The following is a 17,427-nucleotide window of genomic DNA, read 5'->3' as shown; positions in this document are numbered from 1 at the left end:
CCTGCCTGCGCAGGGGCGACGAAGAACGAAAACAGGAGAGGCCGTTGTTCAAGAAGATCCTGGTCGCCAACCGCGGCGAGATCGCGTGCCGGGTGTTCCGCACCGCCAAGAAGATGGGCATCGCCACCGTCGCGGTCTATTCGGACGCCGACGCGCGTAGCCCGCATGTCCTGATGGCGGACGAGGCGGTGCGGCTCGGGCCGGCACCGGCGGCGGACAGCTATCTCAAGGCCGACCTGATCCTGCTCGCCGCCAGGGAAACCGGCGCGGACTGCATCCATCCCGGCTATGGCTTCCTCTCCGAACGCGAGAGCTTCGCGCGCGCCTGCGCCGACGCCGGGATCGCCTTCGTCGGCCCGCCGCCCAACGCGATCGCCGCGATGGGTGACAAGATCGAATCGAAGAAGCTCGCCAAGGCGGCGGGAGTCAATGTCGTCCCCGGCTATCTCGGCGAGATCGCCGACACCGACGAGGCGGTGCGGATCGCCGCCGAGATCGGCTTCCCGGTGATGATGAAGGCCAGCGCTGGCGGCGGCGGCAAGGGGATGCGGCTGGCGTGGAGCGAGCAGGACGTCCGCGACGGCTTCGAGGCGACCAAGCGCGAGGGACTGGCGTCGTTCGGCGACGACCGCGTGTTCATCGAGAAGTTCATCGAAAGCCCGCGCCATATCGAGATCCAGCTGCTCGGCGACCAGCACGGCAACATCGTCTACCTCAACGAGCGCGAATGCTCGATCCAGCGCCGCCACCAGAAGGTCGTGGAGGAAGCGCCGTCACCGTTCGTTACGCCACAGATGCGCCGCGCGATGGGCGAGCAGGCCGTCGCGCTCGCGCGCGCGGTCGGCTATTACAGCGCGGGCACGGTCGAGCTGATCGTCTCGGGCGCTGACCCGACCGGCGAAAGCTTCTACTTCCTCGAGATGAATACCCGGCTGCAAGTCGAGCATCCGGTGACCGAGGAGATCACCGGGCTCGATCTGGTCGAACAGATGATCCGCGTCGCGGCCGGCGAAAAGCTGTCGTTCGGTCAGGACGATGTGCGGCTCGACGGCTGGTCGATCGAAAATCGCGTCTATGCCGAAGACCCGTACCGCGGCTTCCTCCCGAGCATCGGCCGGCTGGTGCGCTACGCGCCGCCGGCGCAATCCCCCTCCCCTTCAGGGGAGGGGCTAGGGGTGGGGGAAGTCTCACCGAGACCGGCGCTCGCGGACACGCCCCACCCCAACCCCTCCCCCAAGGGGGAGGGGCTTGTGAGGGTCCGCGTCGACGACGGTGTCGCCGAGGGTGGCGAGGTCAGCATGTTCTACGACCCGATGATCGCCAAGCTCGTCACCTGGGCGCCGACCCGAGAGGCCGCGATCGACGCGCAGGTCGCCGCGCTCGACGCGTTCACGATTCAAGGGCCGGGGACGAACCTGCATTTCCTGTCGGCGCTGATGCAGCACCCGCGCTTCCGCTCGGGCGAGATCACCACCGGCTTCATCGCCGAGGAATATCCCGACGGCTTCCACGGTGCGCCCGCCAGCCTGGCGCTCAAGACGACGCTCGCCGCGGTCGGCGCGGTCGCGGCGCATGCACAGGTGACGCGCGCACGGCTGGTTGACGGGCAGCTCGGCCATGTCCTGTCCGCACCCGCCGACTGGGTGGCGCGCGTCGATGGCCAGGATCATCACATCACGATCCGCGATGGCCGCGTGACCGTCGACGGCACCCCGCTCGACGCGACGATCGGATACGCCCCCGGCGCACGCACCGCGCAGGTCGACGGCGACAACCCGCTGACCGTCGCGATCGCCAAGGGTCGCGACGGCTTCACGCTCACCGCGCGCGGCGCACGCCACAAGGTCCGCGTGCTGCCCGCGCATGTCGCGCCTTATGCCGCGCATCTGATCGAGAAGGTCCCGCCCGACCTGTCGAAATTCCTGATCGCGCCGATGCCGGGGCTGCTCGTCCGCCTCGACGTGGCGAAGGGCGACCGGGTCGAGGCCGGGCAGCCGCTGGCGGTGGTCGAGGCGATGAAGATGGAGAACATTCTGCGCGCCGAGAAATCCGGCACCGTCGCCGCGGTGCAGGCGCAGGCCGGCGACAGTCTGGCGGTCGATCAGGTCATTCTCGAGCTGGAATGATGCCGCCGCGACATATCGCGACATATTAGCGCTGGACGCGCGCCTTATGCGTGCGTCATGCACGACGATATGAGGCGCGTTCTTCTCTGCACGACGATGGCGCTGGCGGCGGCCGGCTGCACCGTCGGCCCCGATTATCGTCCGCCCGCCGCCGCCGAGCTGGCGGTGCCCGCCGGCTATTCGGTGCGCGCCGCGCCGACGCCCGAGGATCTGACGCGCTGGTGGCAGCGGTTCGACGATCCGGTGCTCGGGCAGTTGGTCGAACAGGCATCGGCCGCGAACACCGATGTCGCACAGGCGGTCGCCCGGCTGCGGCAGGCGCGCGAGGCGCTGGTGCAGAGCCGCGCCGACCTGCTGCCGACGCTCAGCGGCAACACCGGCTACAGCCGCTCGGAGACGCTGCGCGGCGGCGGGCAGACGATCACGCTCCCCGACGGCACGGTCCAGAACATCGGCGGCGGCGGCGGCGCGAACAATTTCTCGGTCGGCGGCAGCGCCTCCTATCAGCTCGGCCTGTTCGGCGAGGTGCGCCGCACGATCGAGGCGAGCCGCGCGCAATATGAGGCGTCGGGCTTCGACTATGCCGCCGCGCTGCTGACCGTCCAGCAGGAAACCGCGCGCAACTATATCCTCGCGCGGCTCTACCAGCAGCAACTCGCCAATGCGCGCGCCAGCCTGGCGTTGCAGGAGGACAATCTCGAGATCGCCGGCTTCCGGTTGCAGGCCGGCCTCGTCTCGTCGCTCGATCAGGAGCAGGCGCGGCAGCAGCGCGCCCAGACCGCGGCGACGATCCCGACGCTCGAACAGCAATATAACGCCGCCGTCTCGCGGCTCGGCGTGCTGACCGCGCAGGCGCCCGGCGCGCTCAAGCCGTTGCTCGCCGCGGTGCGCGCAATCCCGACCGGAACGCCGCCTGCCGGGATCGGCATCCCCGCCGACGTGCTCCGCCAGCGCCCCGACGTGCGCGGCGCCGAGCGCGCGCTCGCCGCCGCCACCGCGCAGATCGGCGTCGCGCAGGCCGCGCTCTACCCGAACTTCACGTTCAGCGGGAACATCAACGCGCGCGCCAATACGGTCGGCTCGCTGCTCGACACCGTGACGGGCGGGCTGTTCGCGGGGCTGACGCAGGCGATCTTCAACGGCGGCCGGCTGCGCAGCCAGGTGCGCGGGCAGGAGGCGGCCGCCGATGCCGCGCTCGCCGCCTACAAGGGGACCGTCCTCACCGCGCTGGAGGATGTCGAGAACGCCGTCGTCGCGCTCGACACCGCCGACCGCCGCGAGCGCGAGCTGGCCGTCGCCTATGAAGCCGCCGGTAACGCCGCGCTGCTGTCGCGCGAACAGTATCGGAGCGGCTTGAGCGACTTCACGACGCTCAGCCAGCAGGAAGCGACGCTGCTCACCACCCGCAACAGCGCGGCACAGGCGCGCGCCGACGAGGCAACCGCGCTGGTCCAGCTCTTCGCCGCGCTCGGCGGCGGCTGGGACAGCACGACCGTGCCGACCGCCCCGCCGCGCGTCGCCGCCGCGCCGACGCTCGCCCAACCCGCCCCGACGCCAGCCCCTACGGACGGAAATCCCTGATGGCCGACCCCAATCTCGACGATTTCCTCGGTGTGAAGCCGCAGCCGGCGTGGCGGCGCTGGGGCAAGTGGCTGCTGGTGCTCGCCGCCGTCGTGCTGGTCGGGCTGCTGCTGTCGCGCTGCGTGTTCGGCGATCCCGACAAGGTCGATTATGCCACCACGCCGGTGACGCGCGGGCGGCTGACTGTCTCGGTATCGGCGACCGGCAAGCTGGCGCCCACCAATCAGGTCACGGTCGGCTCGCAGCTGTCGGGGCTCGTCACCAAGGTGGTGGTCGACGTCAACGACCGCGTCACCGCCGGGCAGCCGCTCGCGCTGATCGACCCCGAGCAGATCGATGACCAGATCAACGCCGCCAAGGCGACGCTCGCCGCCAACGAAGCACAGGTCGCGCAGGCACGCGCGACGCTCGCCGAATCGCAGGCGCAGCTCGCGCGACTCAACGAGGTCTATCGGCTGTCGAAGGGCCGCGTGCCCTCCAAGACCGAGCTTCAGACCGGGCAGGCCGATGCGCAGCGCGCCCGCGCCGCACTCAACGTCGCCGAGGCGAACGTCACCGCCGCGCGCGCGCAATTGTCGCAGCAGCAGACGCAGCGCGCGCGCGCGATCATCCGCTCGCCGGTCAATGGCGTGGTGCTCGCACGACAGGTCGATCCCGGCCAGACCGTTGCGGCGTCGTTCAACACCCCGACCTTGTTCGTCATCGCCGAAGACCTGACGCGCATGAAGCTGGAGGTGGCGATCGACGAGGCCGATGTCGGCGAGGTGCAGGTCGGGCAGAAGGCGACCTTCACCGTCGACGCCTTCCCCGGCAAGACCTTCCCCGCGGCGATCACCCGCGTCGATCTCGGCTCAAACCTGACCGTCAGCAACGCGACGTCCTCGTCGTCGAGCAGCACCAGCAGCACCAGCACCTCCGGGCAGGTGGTGTCCTATGCCGCCGACCTGACCGTCGCCAACCCGACGTTACAGCTGCGCCCCGGCATGACCGCGACTGCCGATATCGTCACCGCCGACCGACAGAACGTGCTGCTCGTCCCCAACGCCGCCTTCCGTTTCAAGCCGAGCGCGAGCGGGGGCAAGCGCGAGGGGATCACCGGCACGATCCTCGCTGGCCCGCCGCGCCGCAACCGTGCCGAGCGCAGTGCGACGCTCGGGCGCGGCGCGACGCAGACCGTCTACGTCAAGGGCGTGGACGGCACGCCGCAGCCGGTGCAGGTGACGACCGGCGACACCAACGGCACGCTGACCGAGGTGACCGCCGGCGCGCTCCAGCCGGGGCAGCAGGTCATCACCGGGCAGCTTGCGGCGGGCGAAAGCGCCGGCGGTGCGGGCGGCGCGGCGAAGGGCGGCCGGTCGCGTGGCCAGTGAGGCCACGCCCCTGATCGCGTTGCGTAACGTGACCAAGGTCTATGGTCAGGGCGCGACGCAGTTCCAGGCGCTCAAGGGCGTCGACCTCGACATCGCGGCGGGCGATTTCGTTGCGGTGATGGGGCCGTCGGGATCGGGCAAGTCGACGACGATGAACATCCTCGGCTGCCTCGACGTGCCCTCGGCGGGGACGTTCCTGTTCCGCGGCCATCACGTCGAGACGCTCGACCGCGACGAGCGCGCGTTGCTGCGGCGCCGCTACCTCGGCTTCGTCTTCCAGGGCTTCAACCTGCTCAGCCGCACCACCGCGCTCGAGAATGTCGAGCTGCCGCTCCTCTATCGCGGCGACGAGAAGCGCGCACGCCGCGCGACCGCGATGGCGGCGCTCGAGAAGGTCGGGCTCGATCGCTGGTGGGATCACACTCCCGCCGAGCTATCGGGCGGCCAGCAGCAGCGCGTCGCGATCGCGCGCGCGATCGTCACCCGCCCCGACGTGCTGCTCGCCGACGAGCCGACCGGCAACCTCGATTCGGAACGCTCGGTCGAGATCATGGAATTGCTGACCGACCTCAATCGCGAGAGCGGCATCACCGTGCTGATGGTCACCCACGAACCCGACATGGCCGCCTTCGCGCGCACCGTCGTCCACTTCAAGGACGGGCTGGTCGAGCGGATCGAGACCCAGCACGCGCAGGGGGAGAAGGTGTCGTGAAGGTTTTCACGTCCCTCGCCCCTGAAAGGGGAGAGGGTTACGGAGACTTGGCGGCTCTGCCGCCTAGTCGCAGTTGGGTGAGGGGTCAGCGGCGCGCAGCGCCGCGCGCGCCGAAGGCGCGCTCGACCCCTCACCAAGCTTCGCTAGCGAGCAAGCTCGCAAGCTGCGCTATCCTCTCCCCTGTCCAGGGGAGAGGGCAATAACATGTTCGGCACCACGCTCCTTCTCGCGCTGCGCTCGATCCGACGCCACATCCTGCGCTCGTTCCTGACGATCCTCGGCATCGTCATCGGCGTCGGCGCGGTGGTGACGATGGTGACGCTCGGCAAGGCGACCACCGCGGCGGTGCAGTCGCAGATCGCCGCGCTCGGCACCAACATCCTCCAGATCCGCCCCGGACAGGGCTTTGGCCGCGGCGGCGGCGGCCCACGCCCGCCCGACTTCACCCCCGAGGACGTGACCGCGATCGCGACCCAGATCGCCGGCGTCACCGCGGTCGCCCCGCAGGCGCAGGCCAGCGCGACCGCGATCTACGAGGGCGCGAACTGGTCGACGACGATCAACGGCACCACCGCCGCCTATTTCCAGGTTCAGCCGTGGCCGCTCGCCAGCGGGCGCTACTGGACCACGCCCGAGGAACAGGCCGGCAAGGCGGTGTGCATCATCGGCAATACCGTCCGCCAGAACCTGTTCCGCGGCGGCGAGGCGGTCGGCGAGCGCTTCCGGCTCGGCGATGTCAGCTGCGACGTGATCGGCACGCTCAGCACGCGCGGGCAGGCCGGGTTCGGCGGCGATCAGGACGATGTCGTCATCATGCCGATCAAGGCGGTGCAGCGCCGCTTCACCGGCAACCGCGACATCCGGCTGATGCTGGTCGGCGTCGACCAGCGCTACCAGACCGCCGGGGTACAGTCAGCGATCACCGACCTGCTGCGCGAGCGGCGCACGATCACCGACGGGCGCGAGGACAATTTCAACATCTTCGACACCAAGCAGATCAGCGATACGCTGACCGGCACCACCACCGCGCTGACGCGGATCGTCGCGGCAGTGGCGGCGATCAGCCTGGTGGTCGGCGGGATCGGGATCATGAACATCATGCTGGTCAGCGTCACCGAACGCACCCGCGAGATCGGCATCCGGCTTGCGATCGGCGCGGTGGCGAATGAGGTGCTGCTGCAATTCCTCGTCGAGGCGGTGGTGCTGTCGTGCCTCGGCGGGCTGATCGGGCTGGTCATCGCGCAAGCGGTGATCGCCGGACTGACGCCGCTGCTCGACGTGCCGTGGACGTTCGATCCGCAGATCAACATGATCGCGTTTGCGATTTCGGCGGTGATCGGGGTCGTCTTCGGCTATTTCCCGGCGCGCCGCGCCGCGGCGCTCAACCCGATCGACGCCCTCCGCCACGAGTAAAGCCCCTCCTCTTCAGGGGAGAGGTTGGGGAGTCAACGGAGGTGCAATTCACCCCGAAGCGTGCACCGCCGCCATTCCCGCGCGCTCGATCCGGTTCCGCCCGTCGCGCTTGGCGCGATACAAGGCGGCGTCGACATGGCTGAACAAATCGTTGGCGGGCTGCGGCTCGCGGAAGGTGCCGACCCCGATCGAGATCGTCACCTTGCCGTGCGGCGCATTGCCTTCATGCGTCAGGTCGAGGCCGGCGACCGCAGCGCGCAACGCCTCGAAGAACGCGACCGCATCGCCTTCCTCCGCGACGCGGCACGCGATCAGGAACTCCTCACCGCCGATCCGGAACGCCAGATCGTCGACATGTCCGATCCGCTTGCGCAGCAACGCGCCGATCTGGCGCAGCACCAGATCGCCCGCGGCATGGCCATAAAGGTCGTTATACGCCTTGAAATTATCGACATCGACGATCCCCACCGATCGCACGCTGCCGTCGGGCGCGGCTTCGGCGAAGGCGGGAAAGTCGATCGAATATGCGCGCCGATTGGGAATGCCGCATAGCGGGTCGAGCCGCGCCGAGCGCGCCTCGGTCACGTCGGAGAACACCCACAGCCGCCCCGCGAACACGCCATCGGTGACGAACGGCACGCTGCGGCGCATCAGGATCCGTCCGTCGCGCAGCAGCAATTCGTCCTCGACCGGCTCGTTCGTCGGGGTGACACGATCCACTTCGCTCAGGAACTGCGCAGGGTCGATAAGTTGCTGGCACGCATAGCCCAGCATCAGATGCTCGTCGCGGGTCGCGGCGATCTCCTCGGGGACGCCCCATTGGCGGATCAGCGCGGCGTTGCTGTAGATCACCCGCCGATCGGCATCGATCAACACCACGCCGTCGGGCAGCGCGTCGAGCGCCATCTCGAAGAGCGACTTGCTGACGTTGGTTCCGGGATTGGTCATCGAACGTCTGCCGTTTGCACCAGGAATGGGTCGTGAACGGCAAACTGTAAAACTGCGGTAAACTTCGGTAAAGAGGTTGACGCATGTGTCAGCCGAGGCTGTCGATCGCCGCCTGACGTTCCTCGCTCGACCCTGCACGCAGCAGGTGGGAATCGGGGCGCATCAACGCTTCCGGCGCATGGACCAGTTCGCGCAACCGCTCCAGATCCTCGCGCGTGTCAACATCGATCAGCTCGGCGGCGTTGGCGACGACATGCCGCCCCGACTGGATCAGGTCGCGTGCGCCCTGATCGCCGGTGATCGCCAGCACTTCCTCGAACCGGTCGCGTCCGAACAGCACCGGCGGGCGCGGCGTCGTCCCGTCGCTCGACGCCACCACCGCCTGACCATCCAGATCAGCGGCCGCGTCGAACAGGCGGTAGATGTGCGCGGCCGTCACGCGCGGCATGTCGGCCAGCGCGATCAGCACCGCCGCCGCATCGTGCGCGCGCGCGCAATCCACCCCCATCCGCACCGATGATGCCATGTCACGATCCGGCACTTCATTGTGCAGCACGCTGAAATGATGCGCGGCATAATCGATGGTGCAGCCATCGACGACCACCAGCCGCTCGCGAAACGGCATGTCCTCCAGCGCGACCGCGACATGCAGCCCCAGCGGACGGGCGAGGAACTGCTCATCCAGCTTGTTGCCCGCGCCGAACCGGTCGGAACGGCCGGCGGCCAGCAGGATCAGCACGGTGTCTTCAACGGCGATCATGAAACGCTCCCACCATGGCGGCGGCGATCGACAATGCGATTTCCGCCGGGCCGATCGCGCCGATGTCGATGCCCACCGGGCCATCGATGCGGTCGAGTTGATCCGGGTCAACGCCCGACGCCGCCAGTCGCTCCCGCCGCGCGGCGTGGCTGCGGCGGCTGCCCAGCGCGCCGACGTAAGCGGCGTCGCTCGCCAGCGCGGCGAGCAGTGCGGGATCGTCGATCTTGATGTCATGGCTCAGCGTCACGACCGCGGTCGCACGCCCCGGCTTCCACGCCGCCACCGCCTCGTCGGGCCAGCGATCGTCGAGCGTCACACCCGGAAAGCGCTCCTCGGTCAGGAACCGGCCGCGCGGATCGATCACCACCACCTCGATCCCCAGCGTCGTCGCGAGCGCGGCGAGGCTTTGCGCGATTTGCACCGCGCCGACGATCAGCAGCCGGCGCGGCGGGTCGTAGCGGTTGACGAACACCTCCCCCGTCTCCTGCGGGCGCAGGTCGGCGTGACCGGTGGACAGGTCGGTGGTGACGGTCAGCGACTCGCCCGCCGCGCGCGCCGCGGCGATGCGATCGAACAATTCGGGATCGAAGCCATCGGCGCTGACCGGCTGGACCATCACCGAAATCTCGCCGCCGCACGGCAGCCCGGCCTGCCATGCGCTATCGTCGGCGACGCCATATGTCTTCACCGCGAACGGCGCGCCCGCGATCACCTGCGCGGCGGTGTCGAGGATGTCGCCCTCGACGCACCCGCCCGATACCGAGCCCTCGAACCGCCCATCGGCATGGACGAGCATATGGCTCCCGCGCGGCCGCGGCGCCGAGCCCCATGTCGAGACGACGGTGGCGAGCGCCAGCGGCTCGCCCTTCCAGGCGGCAGCGGCGGCGAGGACGGAGTCATTGTCGGCCATTAGGTTCTTTCAAGGAATTACGTCGGTGCGGGTTCCACGCGCTATGCTTGCCCAACTCCCCCGTCATCCCGGACTTGATCCGGGATCCCGCTTCTTCTTATCCGCCGCAAGAAAGAAGCGAAGCCCCGGATCAAGTCCGGGGCGACGAACGACGGCCCACTAATCCTCAAACCGCCGGCAGCTCCGCCAGCAACTTGTCGCAGGTGATCGGATAGTCGCGCACCCGCACCCCGGTCGCATGATAGATCGCATTGGCGATCGCCGCGCCCGCGCCCGAGATGCCCAGCTCGCCGATCCCCTTGGCGTGGATCGGGTTGGCGTGCACGTCGCGCTCGTCGAGGAACGCGACCTCGATCTGCGGAATGTCGGCGTTCACCGGCACGTGATATTCGGCGAGATCGCGGTTCACGACCTTGCCGTTGCGCGGATCGTGGACCAGCTCCTCGGTCAGCGCGGCGCCGATCCCGAACGTCATCCCGCCAAGGCATTGCGAGCGTGCGGTCTTCGCGTTGAGGATCCGCCCCGCCGAGAACACGCCGAGCATCCGCTCGACCCGTACCTCGCCGGTGGTCACGTTCACCTTCACCTCGGCGAAATGCGCGCCATAGCTGGCCTGGCGGTGAAGCTTCTCCTGCTTGCCCGGCGCGATCGTGCCGGTGACGGACATGCCGTCCCCGACAAGTTCGCCGATCTCGACCGCGCGGTTCTCGGCAATCGCGCGCCCGTCCTTGAGCGTCATCGCGTCGACTTCGACACCCATCGCCCTGGCCAGCTTCTCGCGCAGCCCCTCGCAGGCCAGATACACCGAAGACCCCGACGATCCTGCGCCCCACGACCCGCCTGACCCCGCCGAGGGCGGAGCGGCTCCATCGCCGAGCTGGACAGTGACGCGCTCCAACGGCAGCCCCAGCGTTTCCGCCGCGATCTGCGCGAGGATCGTATAGGTGCCCGTTCCGATATCGGTCATGTCGGTCGACACGATCGCGCGCCCGTCGCTGGCCAGTTCGACGCTTGCCGACGACTTCTGGAGCATGTTCGAGCGCACCGCCGCCGCGACGCCGACGCCGTGCAGCCACTCGCCGCGCCGATCGCTCGCCGGCACGGCCTTGCGGTCCGACCAGCCGAACAATGCCGCGCCCTTGTCGAGACACGGGATCAGCTGCCGCGTCGAGAAGGGCACGTCCTCGGTCGGATCGATCGCCGGCTCGTTGCGGCGGCGCAATTCGATCGGGTCGATGCCGACCTTGTACGCCAGCTCGTCCATCGCCGCTTCCAGCGCCAGCATCCCAACCGCCTCGCCCGGCGCGCGCATCGACCCCGACAACAGCCAGTTGAGCCGCACCAATTTGTGGTCGATCAGCCGGTTCTCGGCGGCATAGGCGAATTGCGTGCCGATCCCGGCCGGCTCGAAATAATCCTCGCCGGGCAGATTGCTGGCCAGCGTCTCATGCCCAAGCCCGGTCAGCTTGCCATGCGCGTCCGCCGCCAGCCGGATGCGTTGCTCGGTGTTCGAGCGGCGGACGGTGGCGTCGAACACCTGCTGGCGCGCCATCGCGACCTTCACCGGCCGGTCGAGCCGCTTGGCCGCGATCGCCGCCGCGACGCTTTCGGGCGCGATCCCGAGCTTCGACCCGAACCCGCCGCCGACATAGCGCGAGATGATCCGCACCTTGTCCTTGCCGACCCCCAGCGCCGCGGCGAGCTGCATCTGGTCGGAGGCGACCATCTGGTAGCTGCCGTGCAGAACCAAAGTGCCGTCCTGCCACTCGGCGATCGAGGCATGCGGCTCCATCGCCGCCGAATTCTGGCTCGGCGTGGTATAGGTTGCGTCGATCGTGAACGCCGCCTCCGCCATCGCTGTGTCGAGATCTCCCTTCGCCATATGCGGAGGGATCTGGTCAGGGGGCGGCCGGTCCGCCTGATCGCGATGTGCGGCGAAGACGTAATGGCCCTCGCGCGGCTCGTAGGTCACCTCGACCTGCGCCGCCGCGTCGCGCGCCGCCTCGAACGTCTCGGCGACGACGATCGCAACGATCTCGCCGTGATAATCGACCTTCTCGACCCCCTGCGTCGGCGCCTTCTTCTCGCCGCCCTGCTGCGGATTGCGGATGAAGCTGGGGTAATCGGTGATGACGTCGATCACGCCGGGCAGGCTGCGCGCCGCGTCGGCGACCACGTCGGTGATCTTCCCCGACCCGAATGGCGCGCGCACCAGCACGCCATAGCTCAGCCGCTCGGCGGGATATTCGGCGGCATAGGTCGCCTGGCCCGACACCTTCAGCGGCCCCTCGACGCGGTCGAGCGGCTTGCCGATCACGCCTTGCGTACCCGCGTCGAGCCAGCTGTGCGGATGCGGCGCGTTCATCGTCAGGCTGCGCGTATCCTCGCGCCCGAGCACCTTGTCGATCAGTGTCATTGCGTCACCTCGCGCAGGCTGGCGATCAACGTGCGCCGCGCCAGCGGGATCTTGAAGTCATTGGTGCCGAAGCCCTTCGCGCCGTCGAGCAACGCATCGGCCGCGGCGTTGAAGGCGTCGTCGGAGGGGGCCTCGCCGACCAGCGCCGCCTCGACCGCCGGGTTTCGCCACGGCATGTGCGCGACGCCACCGAACGCCAGCGCCGCCTCGGTGATGACGCCATCCTCGACCGTCACGACCGCCGCGACCGAGAACAACGCGAATGCATAGGACGCACGGTCGCGCACCTTGCGGTACAGGTGCCGCCCGCCGGTCGGTGCGGGCAGTTCGACATGCGTGATGAGTTCACCCGCTTCCAGTACATTCTCGATGTGCGGCGTGTCGCCGGGCAACTGGTAGAAGTCGCCGATCGGTACGCGGCGCTTGTCGCCGTCCGCCTTCTGCGTGACGATCACTGCATCCAGCGCACGCATCGCCACCGGCATGTCGCCGGGGTGCGTCGCGATACATTGATCGCTGGTGCCGAGGATCGCATGGATGCGGTTGAACCCGCCGATCGCCTCGCACCCGCTGCCCGGCTGGCGTTTGTTGCACCCCGCCGCGGTGTCGTAGAAATAATAGCAGCGCGTCCGTTGGAGCAGATTGCCGCCGGTCGTCGCCTTGTTGCGCAACTGCCCCGACGCGCCGGCCAGCAATGCGCGGCTCAGCACCTCATACTTCGCGATCACGCGCGGGTCCGCGGCAAGGTCGCTGTTCGGCACCAACGCACCGATCGTCAGCCCGCCATCCTCGCGTTCCTCGATCGTGTCGAGATCGAGCCGGCTGATGTCGACCAGCTTGTCCGGCGTCTCGACCTGCAATTTCATCAGGTCGAGCAGGTTGGTACCGCCGGCGATGAACCGCCCTCCCGCGCGCGTCGCGTCCGCGACGCTGTCGGCGCGCGCATAGTCGAAGGTCTTCATGCGTCCACCTTCGCGCTGGCGTCGGCGACTTCACGGATCGCGTCGACGATGTTGGGATAGGCGGCACAGCGGCAGATATTGCCGCTCATCCGCTCGCTGATCTCGGCATTGTCGAGTTCGGCGCTGGTCAGGTCGGCGGAGGCATGGCTCGGCCAGCCCTTCTTGACCTCGTCGAGCATCCCGACCGCCGAACAGATCTGCCCCGGCGTGCAATAGCCGCATTGATAGCCGTCGTGCCGCACGAATGCGGACTGCAACGGATGGAGGTTCTCCGGCGTGCCCAGCCCCTCGATCGTCACGATCTCGTCGTCCTGATGCATCACCGCCAGCGTCAGGCAGGAATTGATCCGCCGCCCGTTGACCAGCATCGTGCACGCGCCGCACTGCCCATGGTCGCAGCCTTTCTTGGAGCCGGTCAGCCCCAGATGTTCGCGGCACAGGTCGAGCAACGAGGTCCGGACATCCACCTCCGCCTCGAACGACTGGCCATTGATCGTGAAATGCATGGAAACCGCCTCTCGCTTACCCGCCAAGAACGTCAGTTGATCGGGGGAGGTCCGTGCGAACGATTCTCATGGGGTTCGTTCAGCTTTGCGCTGCTATGCGGCGGGGAAGGCGGGAGGCTGGTATGATGCGTAAGGTGATCTTGGCGTGCGCGGTGCTGCTGGCGACCAGCGGATGCGTGCGCACCGCATGGAACGTCGCGACGTTGCCGGTGAAGGCGGTCGGCAAGACCGCCGACCTGATGACGACCAGCCCGAAGGAGCGCGACGAGAAATACGTTCGCAAAATGCGCAAGGAACAGGAACGTCGCGACAAGGAGTGCCGCAAGCATCCGGAAGCCTGCGAGGTTGATGGGTATCAGGAGCCCCGCCTGCCTGCCCGATATTGACCTAAGTATCGTCGCCCCGGACTTGATCCGGGGCCCCGCTTCCTTTTCTGCGGTCCGACAGAAGCGGGACCCCGGATCAAGTCCGGGGTGACGGCAAGAGTTTCACTCCGTCGAGGGCGCGTTTGGCTGATGCCCGTCCTTCTCGTCACCGGCCTGATTCCCGCCGTGATAGCCGCGCTCGCTCTGCCCGCCCTGAAAGTGCCCGCCATCCTTCCCCGTATGCGGGTTAGGATAGGCGCCGCCCTGGCTCTCGCCGCTGCTGTCGCGCCGGCTCGCCACCTCGCCGCTGCCATCGGGATCGTGCGGCGCGGTGCCCTCGCCATCGGCCTGCATCGGTTGCTTGTCGGTCATGGGATCCTCCAGACCTCACCTACGCACCGGCATGGCAAAAAGGTGCGTCTTCAGCTTCCTATACCGTCGCCCCGGACTTGATCCGGGGCCCCGCTTCTTCTTGGCAGAGAGGCAGGAAGCGGGATCCCGGATCGAGCCTGGGATGACGGACGCGCCAAATCACACCAGCTCGGCCAGCGCGCTCGCCTCGAAGCCCTTCAGCCCCGCCGCGTCGCCCGCGCGCACCTTCGCCACCCATTCCGGGTCGCTGATCAGCGCGCGCCCGACCGCGATCAGGTCGAATTCGTCGCGCTCCATCCGTGCCACCAGCCGGTCGAGATCGGTGCTGGTCGACCCTTCGCCGCCGAACGCCGCGAGGAACTCACCCGACAGCCCGACCGAACCGACGCTGATCGTCGTCGCGCCGGTCAGCTTCTTGGCCCAGCCTGCGAAATTGAGGCCCTGCTCGCCGTCCAGCTCGGGGAACTCCGGCTCCCAGAAGCGCCGCTGCGAGCAATGCAGCACGTTCGCGCCCGCCTCGACCAGCGGCAGCAGCCAATCGGTCATCGCCTCCGGCGTCTCGGCGAGCCGCGCGCGATAATCCTGCTGCTTCCACTGGCTGACGCGCAGGATCACCGGCATGTCGGGTCCGACCGCCGCGCGCACCGCCTTGACCACCTCGCCCGCGAACCGCGACCGCTCGCGGATCGTCGCGCCGCCGTAATTGTCGTTGCGCTGGTTGGTGCCGCCCCAGAAGAACTGGTCGATCAGGTAACCGTGCGCGCCGTGGATCTCGACCGTGTCGAAGCCGAGCGCCTTAGCCTCGGCGGCCGCGCGCGCGAAGGCGGCGATCGTGTCGGCGACGTCCTCGTCGCTCATCGCCTGCCCGCGCGCTTCCGAGGGCGCGTTATAGCCCGACGGGCTCTCGACCGGCTGCGGCGGCGCCCAGTCCCCCGCAGGCGGGCCGCTGGTCGCGCCGGTGTGCCAGATCTGCGGCCCCATCTTGCCGCCTGCCGCGTGCACCGCGTCGATCACGCCCTTCCAGCCCGCCAGCGCAGCGTCGCCGTGGAAGAACGGGATCCCCGGATGGTTACGCGACGACGGCCGGTCGATCACCGTGCCCTCGGACAGGATCAGCCCGACGCCACCCTCGGCGCGCCGGCGGTAATAAGCGGCGTTCGCCTCGCCGACCACGCCGCCCGGCGCCATCGTGCGCGTCATCGGCGCCATGACGATGCGGTTGGGCAGCTCGAGCGAGCCGAGCGAGAACGGACGGAACAACGTATCGACCGAAGCGGAGGACATCCACGGCGCCTTTTCTTGTGATTGCGGCCCTTCAGGTATATATCGGAAACCTGAGGTCAATAACGCACCTGCGATCGACTAGGTATACTCATGGAAACCGCCACGCTCACGCCGCCGCACGTCTGCCAGCATTTCTCGGTCGATTGCCCGAGCCGCGCGCTGCTCGACCAGATCGCGGACAAATGGTCGATGATGGTGCTCACCGTACTGGACGCCGGGCCGATGCGCTTCAACGCGATCCGCCGCCATCTGGAGGGCGTGACGCAAAAGGCGCTGACGCAATGCCTGCGCCGGTTGGAGCGCAACGGCATGGTGTCGCGGCGCGTGATCCCGGCGTCGCCGGTCGCGGTCGAATATGCGATTACGCCGCTGGGCCGCTCACTGCACCAGCCGTTCAAGGCGCTGTACCGCTGGACGATCGAGAACATGCCGCACGTCGAGGAGGCGCGCCGCAGCTTCGACGAGAAGGTGGCGGCGTAACGCCCATTATCCGCCCCCACCCGTTCGTGCTGAGGAGCCATCGAGCGAAGCCGAGATGGCGTCTCGAAGTACCGCCCCGCACGGACCCTTCGAGACAAGGCTTCGACAGGCTCAGCCTTTCCTCAGGGCGATCGGAAAAAGGATCATGATGTGAAAAAGATCGGCTTCCTCTCCTTCGGCCATTGGTCGACCGCGCACGGCTCCGCCACCCGCTCGGCCAGCGACGTGCTCCTGCAATCGATCGACCTCGCGGTCGCGGCGGAAGAACTCGGCGCGGACGGTGCCTATTACCGCGTCCACCATTTCGCGCAGCAGCTCGCCTCGCCGTTCCCGCTGCTCGCGGCGGTCGGCGCGCGCACCCGGTCGATCGAGATCGGCACCGGCGTGATCGACATGCGCTACGAAAACCCGTTCTACATGACCGAGAATGCCGGCGCGGCGGACCTGATCGCGGGCGGCCGCCTGCAACTCGGCATCAGCCGCGGCTCGCCCGAGCAGGTGATCGAGGGCTGGCGCTATTTCGGCTACGCCCCCGCATCCGGGGAGAGCGACGCGGACATGGGCCGTCGCCACAGCGAATTGTTCCTGCGCCTGTTGCAGGGCGAGGGCTTCGCCAGGCCCAACCCGCAGCCGATGTTCCCCAACCCGCCCGGGCTGCTCCGCCTCGAACCGCATGCCGAAGGGTTGCGCGAGCGGATCTGGTGGGGCTCGGCGTCGAACGCCACCGCGGTCTGGGCGGCGCAAATGGGGATGAACCTGCAAAGCTCGACCTTGAAGGCCGACGAAAGCGGCGAGCCGTTCCAGGTCCAGCAGGCCAAGCAGATCCGCGTCTATCGTGAAGCATGGAAGGCCGCCGGCCACACCCGCACCCCGCGCGTCTCGGTATCGCGCTCGATCTTCGCGCTGACCGACGACCGCGACCGCGCCTATTTCGGGCGCGACGGTGGCGGCGACCAGATCGGCGTGATCGACAACATGCGCGCGGTGTTCGGCCGCTCCTATGCCGCCGAGCCCGAGCGGCTGATCGAACAACTCCGCGCCGACGAGGGCATCGCCGAGGCCGATACGTTGCTGCTGACCGTCCCCAACCAGCTCGGCGTCGATTACAACGCGCACGTGCTGGAGAACATCCTCCGCCACGTCGCGCCCGCGCTCGGCTGGCGGTGAGGCCAGCGTTTTTACCACCCCGGCGCACGCCGGGGCCCAGTTGGGAAGGCTCGCG

Annotated in this window: 16 protein-coding genes; 8 read left to right on the top strand and 8 right to left on the bottom strand. The window is 68.4% G+C overall.

The window, feature by feature from the left end; genetic code table 11:
• Nucleotides 1–44 precede the first annotated feature (44 nt).
• From PGN12_00565 to PGN12_00545, 5 genes are all read left to right on the top strand, one after another.
• Nucleotides 45–2,126, top strand: a complete 2,082-nt coding sequence (locus PGN12_00565; GenBank protein MEH3102382.1) for an acetyl/propionyl/methylcrotonyl-CoA carboxylase subunit alpha — start codon at nt 45–47, stop codon at nt 2,124–2,126.
• 69 nt (nt 2,127–2,195) lie between these two features.
• Entirely contained in the window at nt 2,196–3,707 is a 1,512-nt protein-coding gene (locus tag PGN12_00560) for an efflux transporter outer membrane subunit (GenBank protein MEH3102381.1), read from the top strand.
• A complete protein-coding gene (locus PGN12_00555) occupies nt 3,707–5,077 on the top strand; it encodes an efflux RND transporter periplasmic adaptor subunit (protein ID MEH3102380.1) in 1,371 nt (456 codons plus the stop codon). The genes PGN12_00560 and PGN12_00555 overlap by 1 nt, the downstream gene beginning before the upstream one ends.
• Nucleotides 5,067–5,789, top strand: coding sequence for an ABC transporter ATP-binding protein (locus tag PGN12_00550; protein MEH3102379.1), 723 nt, complete (start codon nt 5,067–5,069; stop codon nt 5,787–5,789). Before PGN12_00555 ends, PGN12_00550 begins: the two co-directional genes overlap by 11 nt.
• A gap of 204 nt (nt 5,790–5,993) precedes the next feature.
• Nucleotides 5,994–7,202 (top strand): ABC transporter permease, encoded by a 1,209-nt coding sequence (locus PGN12_00545; protein MEH3102378.1) that lies wholly within the window; start codon nt 5,994–5,996, stop codon nt 7,200–7,202.
• Between the two features lie 48 nt (nt 7,203–7,250).
• On the opposite strand, the gene PGN12_00540 is transcribed toward PGN12_00545, so the two are convergent.
• The 6 genes from PGN12_00540 to PGN12_00515 all read right to left on the bottom strand — a co-directional run bounded on the left by PGN12_00540 (nt 7,251) and on the right by PGN12_00515 (nt 13,704).
• Nucleotides 7,251–8,150, bottom strand: coding sequence for a diguanylate cyclase (locus tag PGN12_00540; protein ID MEH3102377.1), 900 nt, complete (start codon nt 8,148–8,150; stop codon nt 7,251–7,253).
• An 88-nt stretch (nt 8,151–8,238) separates the two neighbouring features.
• Entirely contained in the window at nt 8,239–8,910 is a 672-nt protein-coding gene (locus PGN12_00535) for a nucleotidyltransferase family protein (GenBank protein ID MEH3102376.1), read from the bottom strand.
• Nucleotides 8,897–9,820 (bottom strand): XdhC family protein, encoded by a 924-nt coding sequence (locus tag PGN12_00530; protein ID MEH3102375.1) that lies wholly within the window; start codon nt 9,818–9,820, stop codon nt 8,897–8,899. The genes PGN12_00535 and PGN12_00530 overlap by 14 nt, the downstream gene beginning before the upstream one ends.
• Nucleotides 9,821–9,986: 166 nt before the next feature.
• Nucleotides 9,987–12,236 carry a xanthine dehydrogenase family protein molybdopterin-binding subunit gene (locus PGN12_00525; GenBank protein ID MEH3102374.1) on the bottom strand — a complete coding sequence of 750 codons (2,250 nt, stop codon included), beginning with the start codon at nt 12,234–12,236 and terminating at the stop codon, nt 9,987–9,989.
• Nucleotides 12,233–13,198, bottom strand: a complete 966-nt coding sequence (locus PGN12_00520) for a xanthine dehydrogenase family protein subunit M (GenBank protein ID MEH3102373.1) — start codon at nt 13,196–13,198, stop codon at nt 12,233–12,235. The genes PGN12_00525 and PGN12_00520 overlap by 4 nt, the downstream gene beginning before the upstream one ends.
• A complete protein-coding gene (locus PGN12_00515; protein MEH3102372.1) occupies nt 13,195–13,704 on the bottom strand; it encodes a 2Fe-2S iron-sulfur cluster-binding protein in 510 nt (169 codons plus the stop codon). The genes PGN12_00520 and PGN12_00515 overlap by 4 nt, the downstream gene beginning before the upstream one ends.
• Before the next feature lie 125 nt (nt 13,705–13,829).
• On the opposite strand from PGN12_00515, the gene PGN12_00510 reads away from it, so the two are divergent.
• The gene (locus PGN12_00510; protein MEH3102371.1) at nt 13,830–14,090 is read left to right on the top strand and encodes a hypothetical protein; all 261 of its coding nucleotides are present in this window, start codon (nt 13,830–13,832) and stop codon (nt 14,088–14,090) included.
• Nucleotides 14,091–14,192: 102 nt separating this feature from the next.
• Here PGN12_00510 and PGN12_00505 read toward each other — a convergent pair whose 3' ends face one another.
• Both PGN12_00505 and PGN12_00500 read right to left on the bottom strand, forming a co-directional pair.
• Nucleotides 14,193–14,441 carry a hypothetical protein gene (locus tag PGN12_00505; GenBank protein ID MEH3102370.1) on the bottom strand — a complete coding sequence of 83 codons (249 nt, stop codon included), beginning with the start codon at nt 14,439–14,441 and terminating at the stop codon, nt 14,193–14,195.
• Nucleotides 14,442–14,600: 159 nt separating this feature from the next.
• Nucleotides 14,601–15,725 carry an NADH:flavin oxidoreductase gene (locus PGN12_00500; GenBank protein ID MEH3102369.1) on the bottom strand — a complete coding sequence of 375 codons (1,125 nt, stop codon included), beginning with the start codon at nt 15,723–15,725 and terminating at the stop codon, nt 14,601–14,603.
• A 90-nt stretch (nt 15,726–15,815) separates the two neighbouring features.
• Here PGN12_00500 and PGN12_00495 point away from each other — a divergent pair, with 90 nt between their 5' ends.
• Nucleotides 15,816–16,205 carry a helix-turn-helix domain-containing protein gene (locus PGN12_00495; protein MEH3102368.1) on the top strand — a complete coding sequence of 130 codons (390 nt, stop codon included), beginning with the start codon at nt 15,816–15,818 and terminating at the stop codon, nt 16,203–16,205.
• A gap of 150 nt (nt 16,206–16,355) precedes the next feature.
• Nucleotides 16,356–17,372 (top strand): LLM class flavin-dependent oxidoreductase, encoded by a 1,017-nt coding sequence (locus PGN12_00490; protein MEH3102367.1) that lies wholly within the window; start codon nt 16,356–16,358, stop codon nt 17,370–17,372.
• Nucleotides 17,373–17,427 lie beyond the last annotated feature (55 nt).

The sequence above is a fragment of the Sphingomonas phyllosphaerae genome (genome assembly GCA_036946405.1).
Classification (GTDB): Bacteria; Pseudomonadota; Alphaproteobacteria; order Sphingomonadales; family Sphingomonadaceae; genus Sphingomonas; species Sphingomonas phyllosphaerae_D.
Note: the sequence above shows the minus strand (reverse complement) of the source record. Positions and strands in the feature narration are given on the sequence as shown.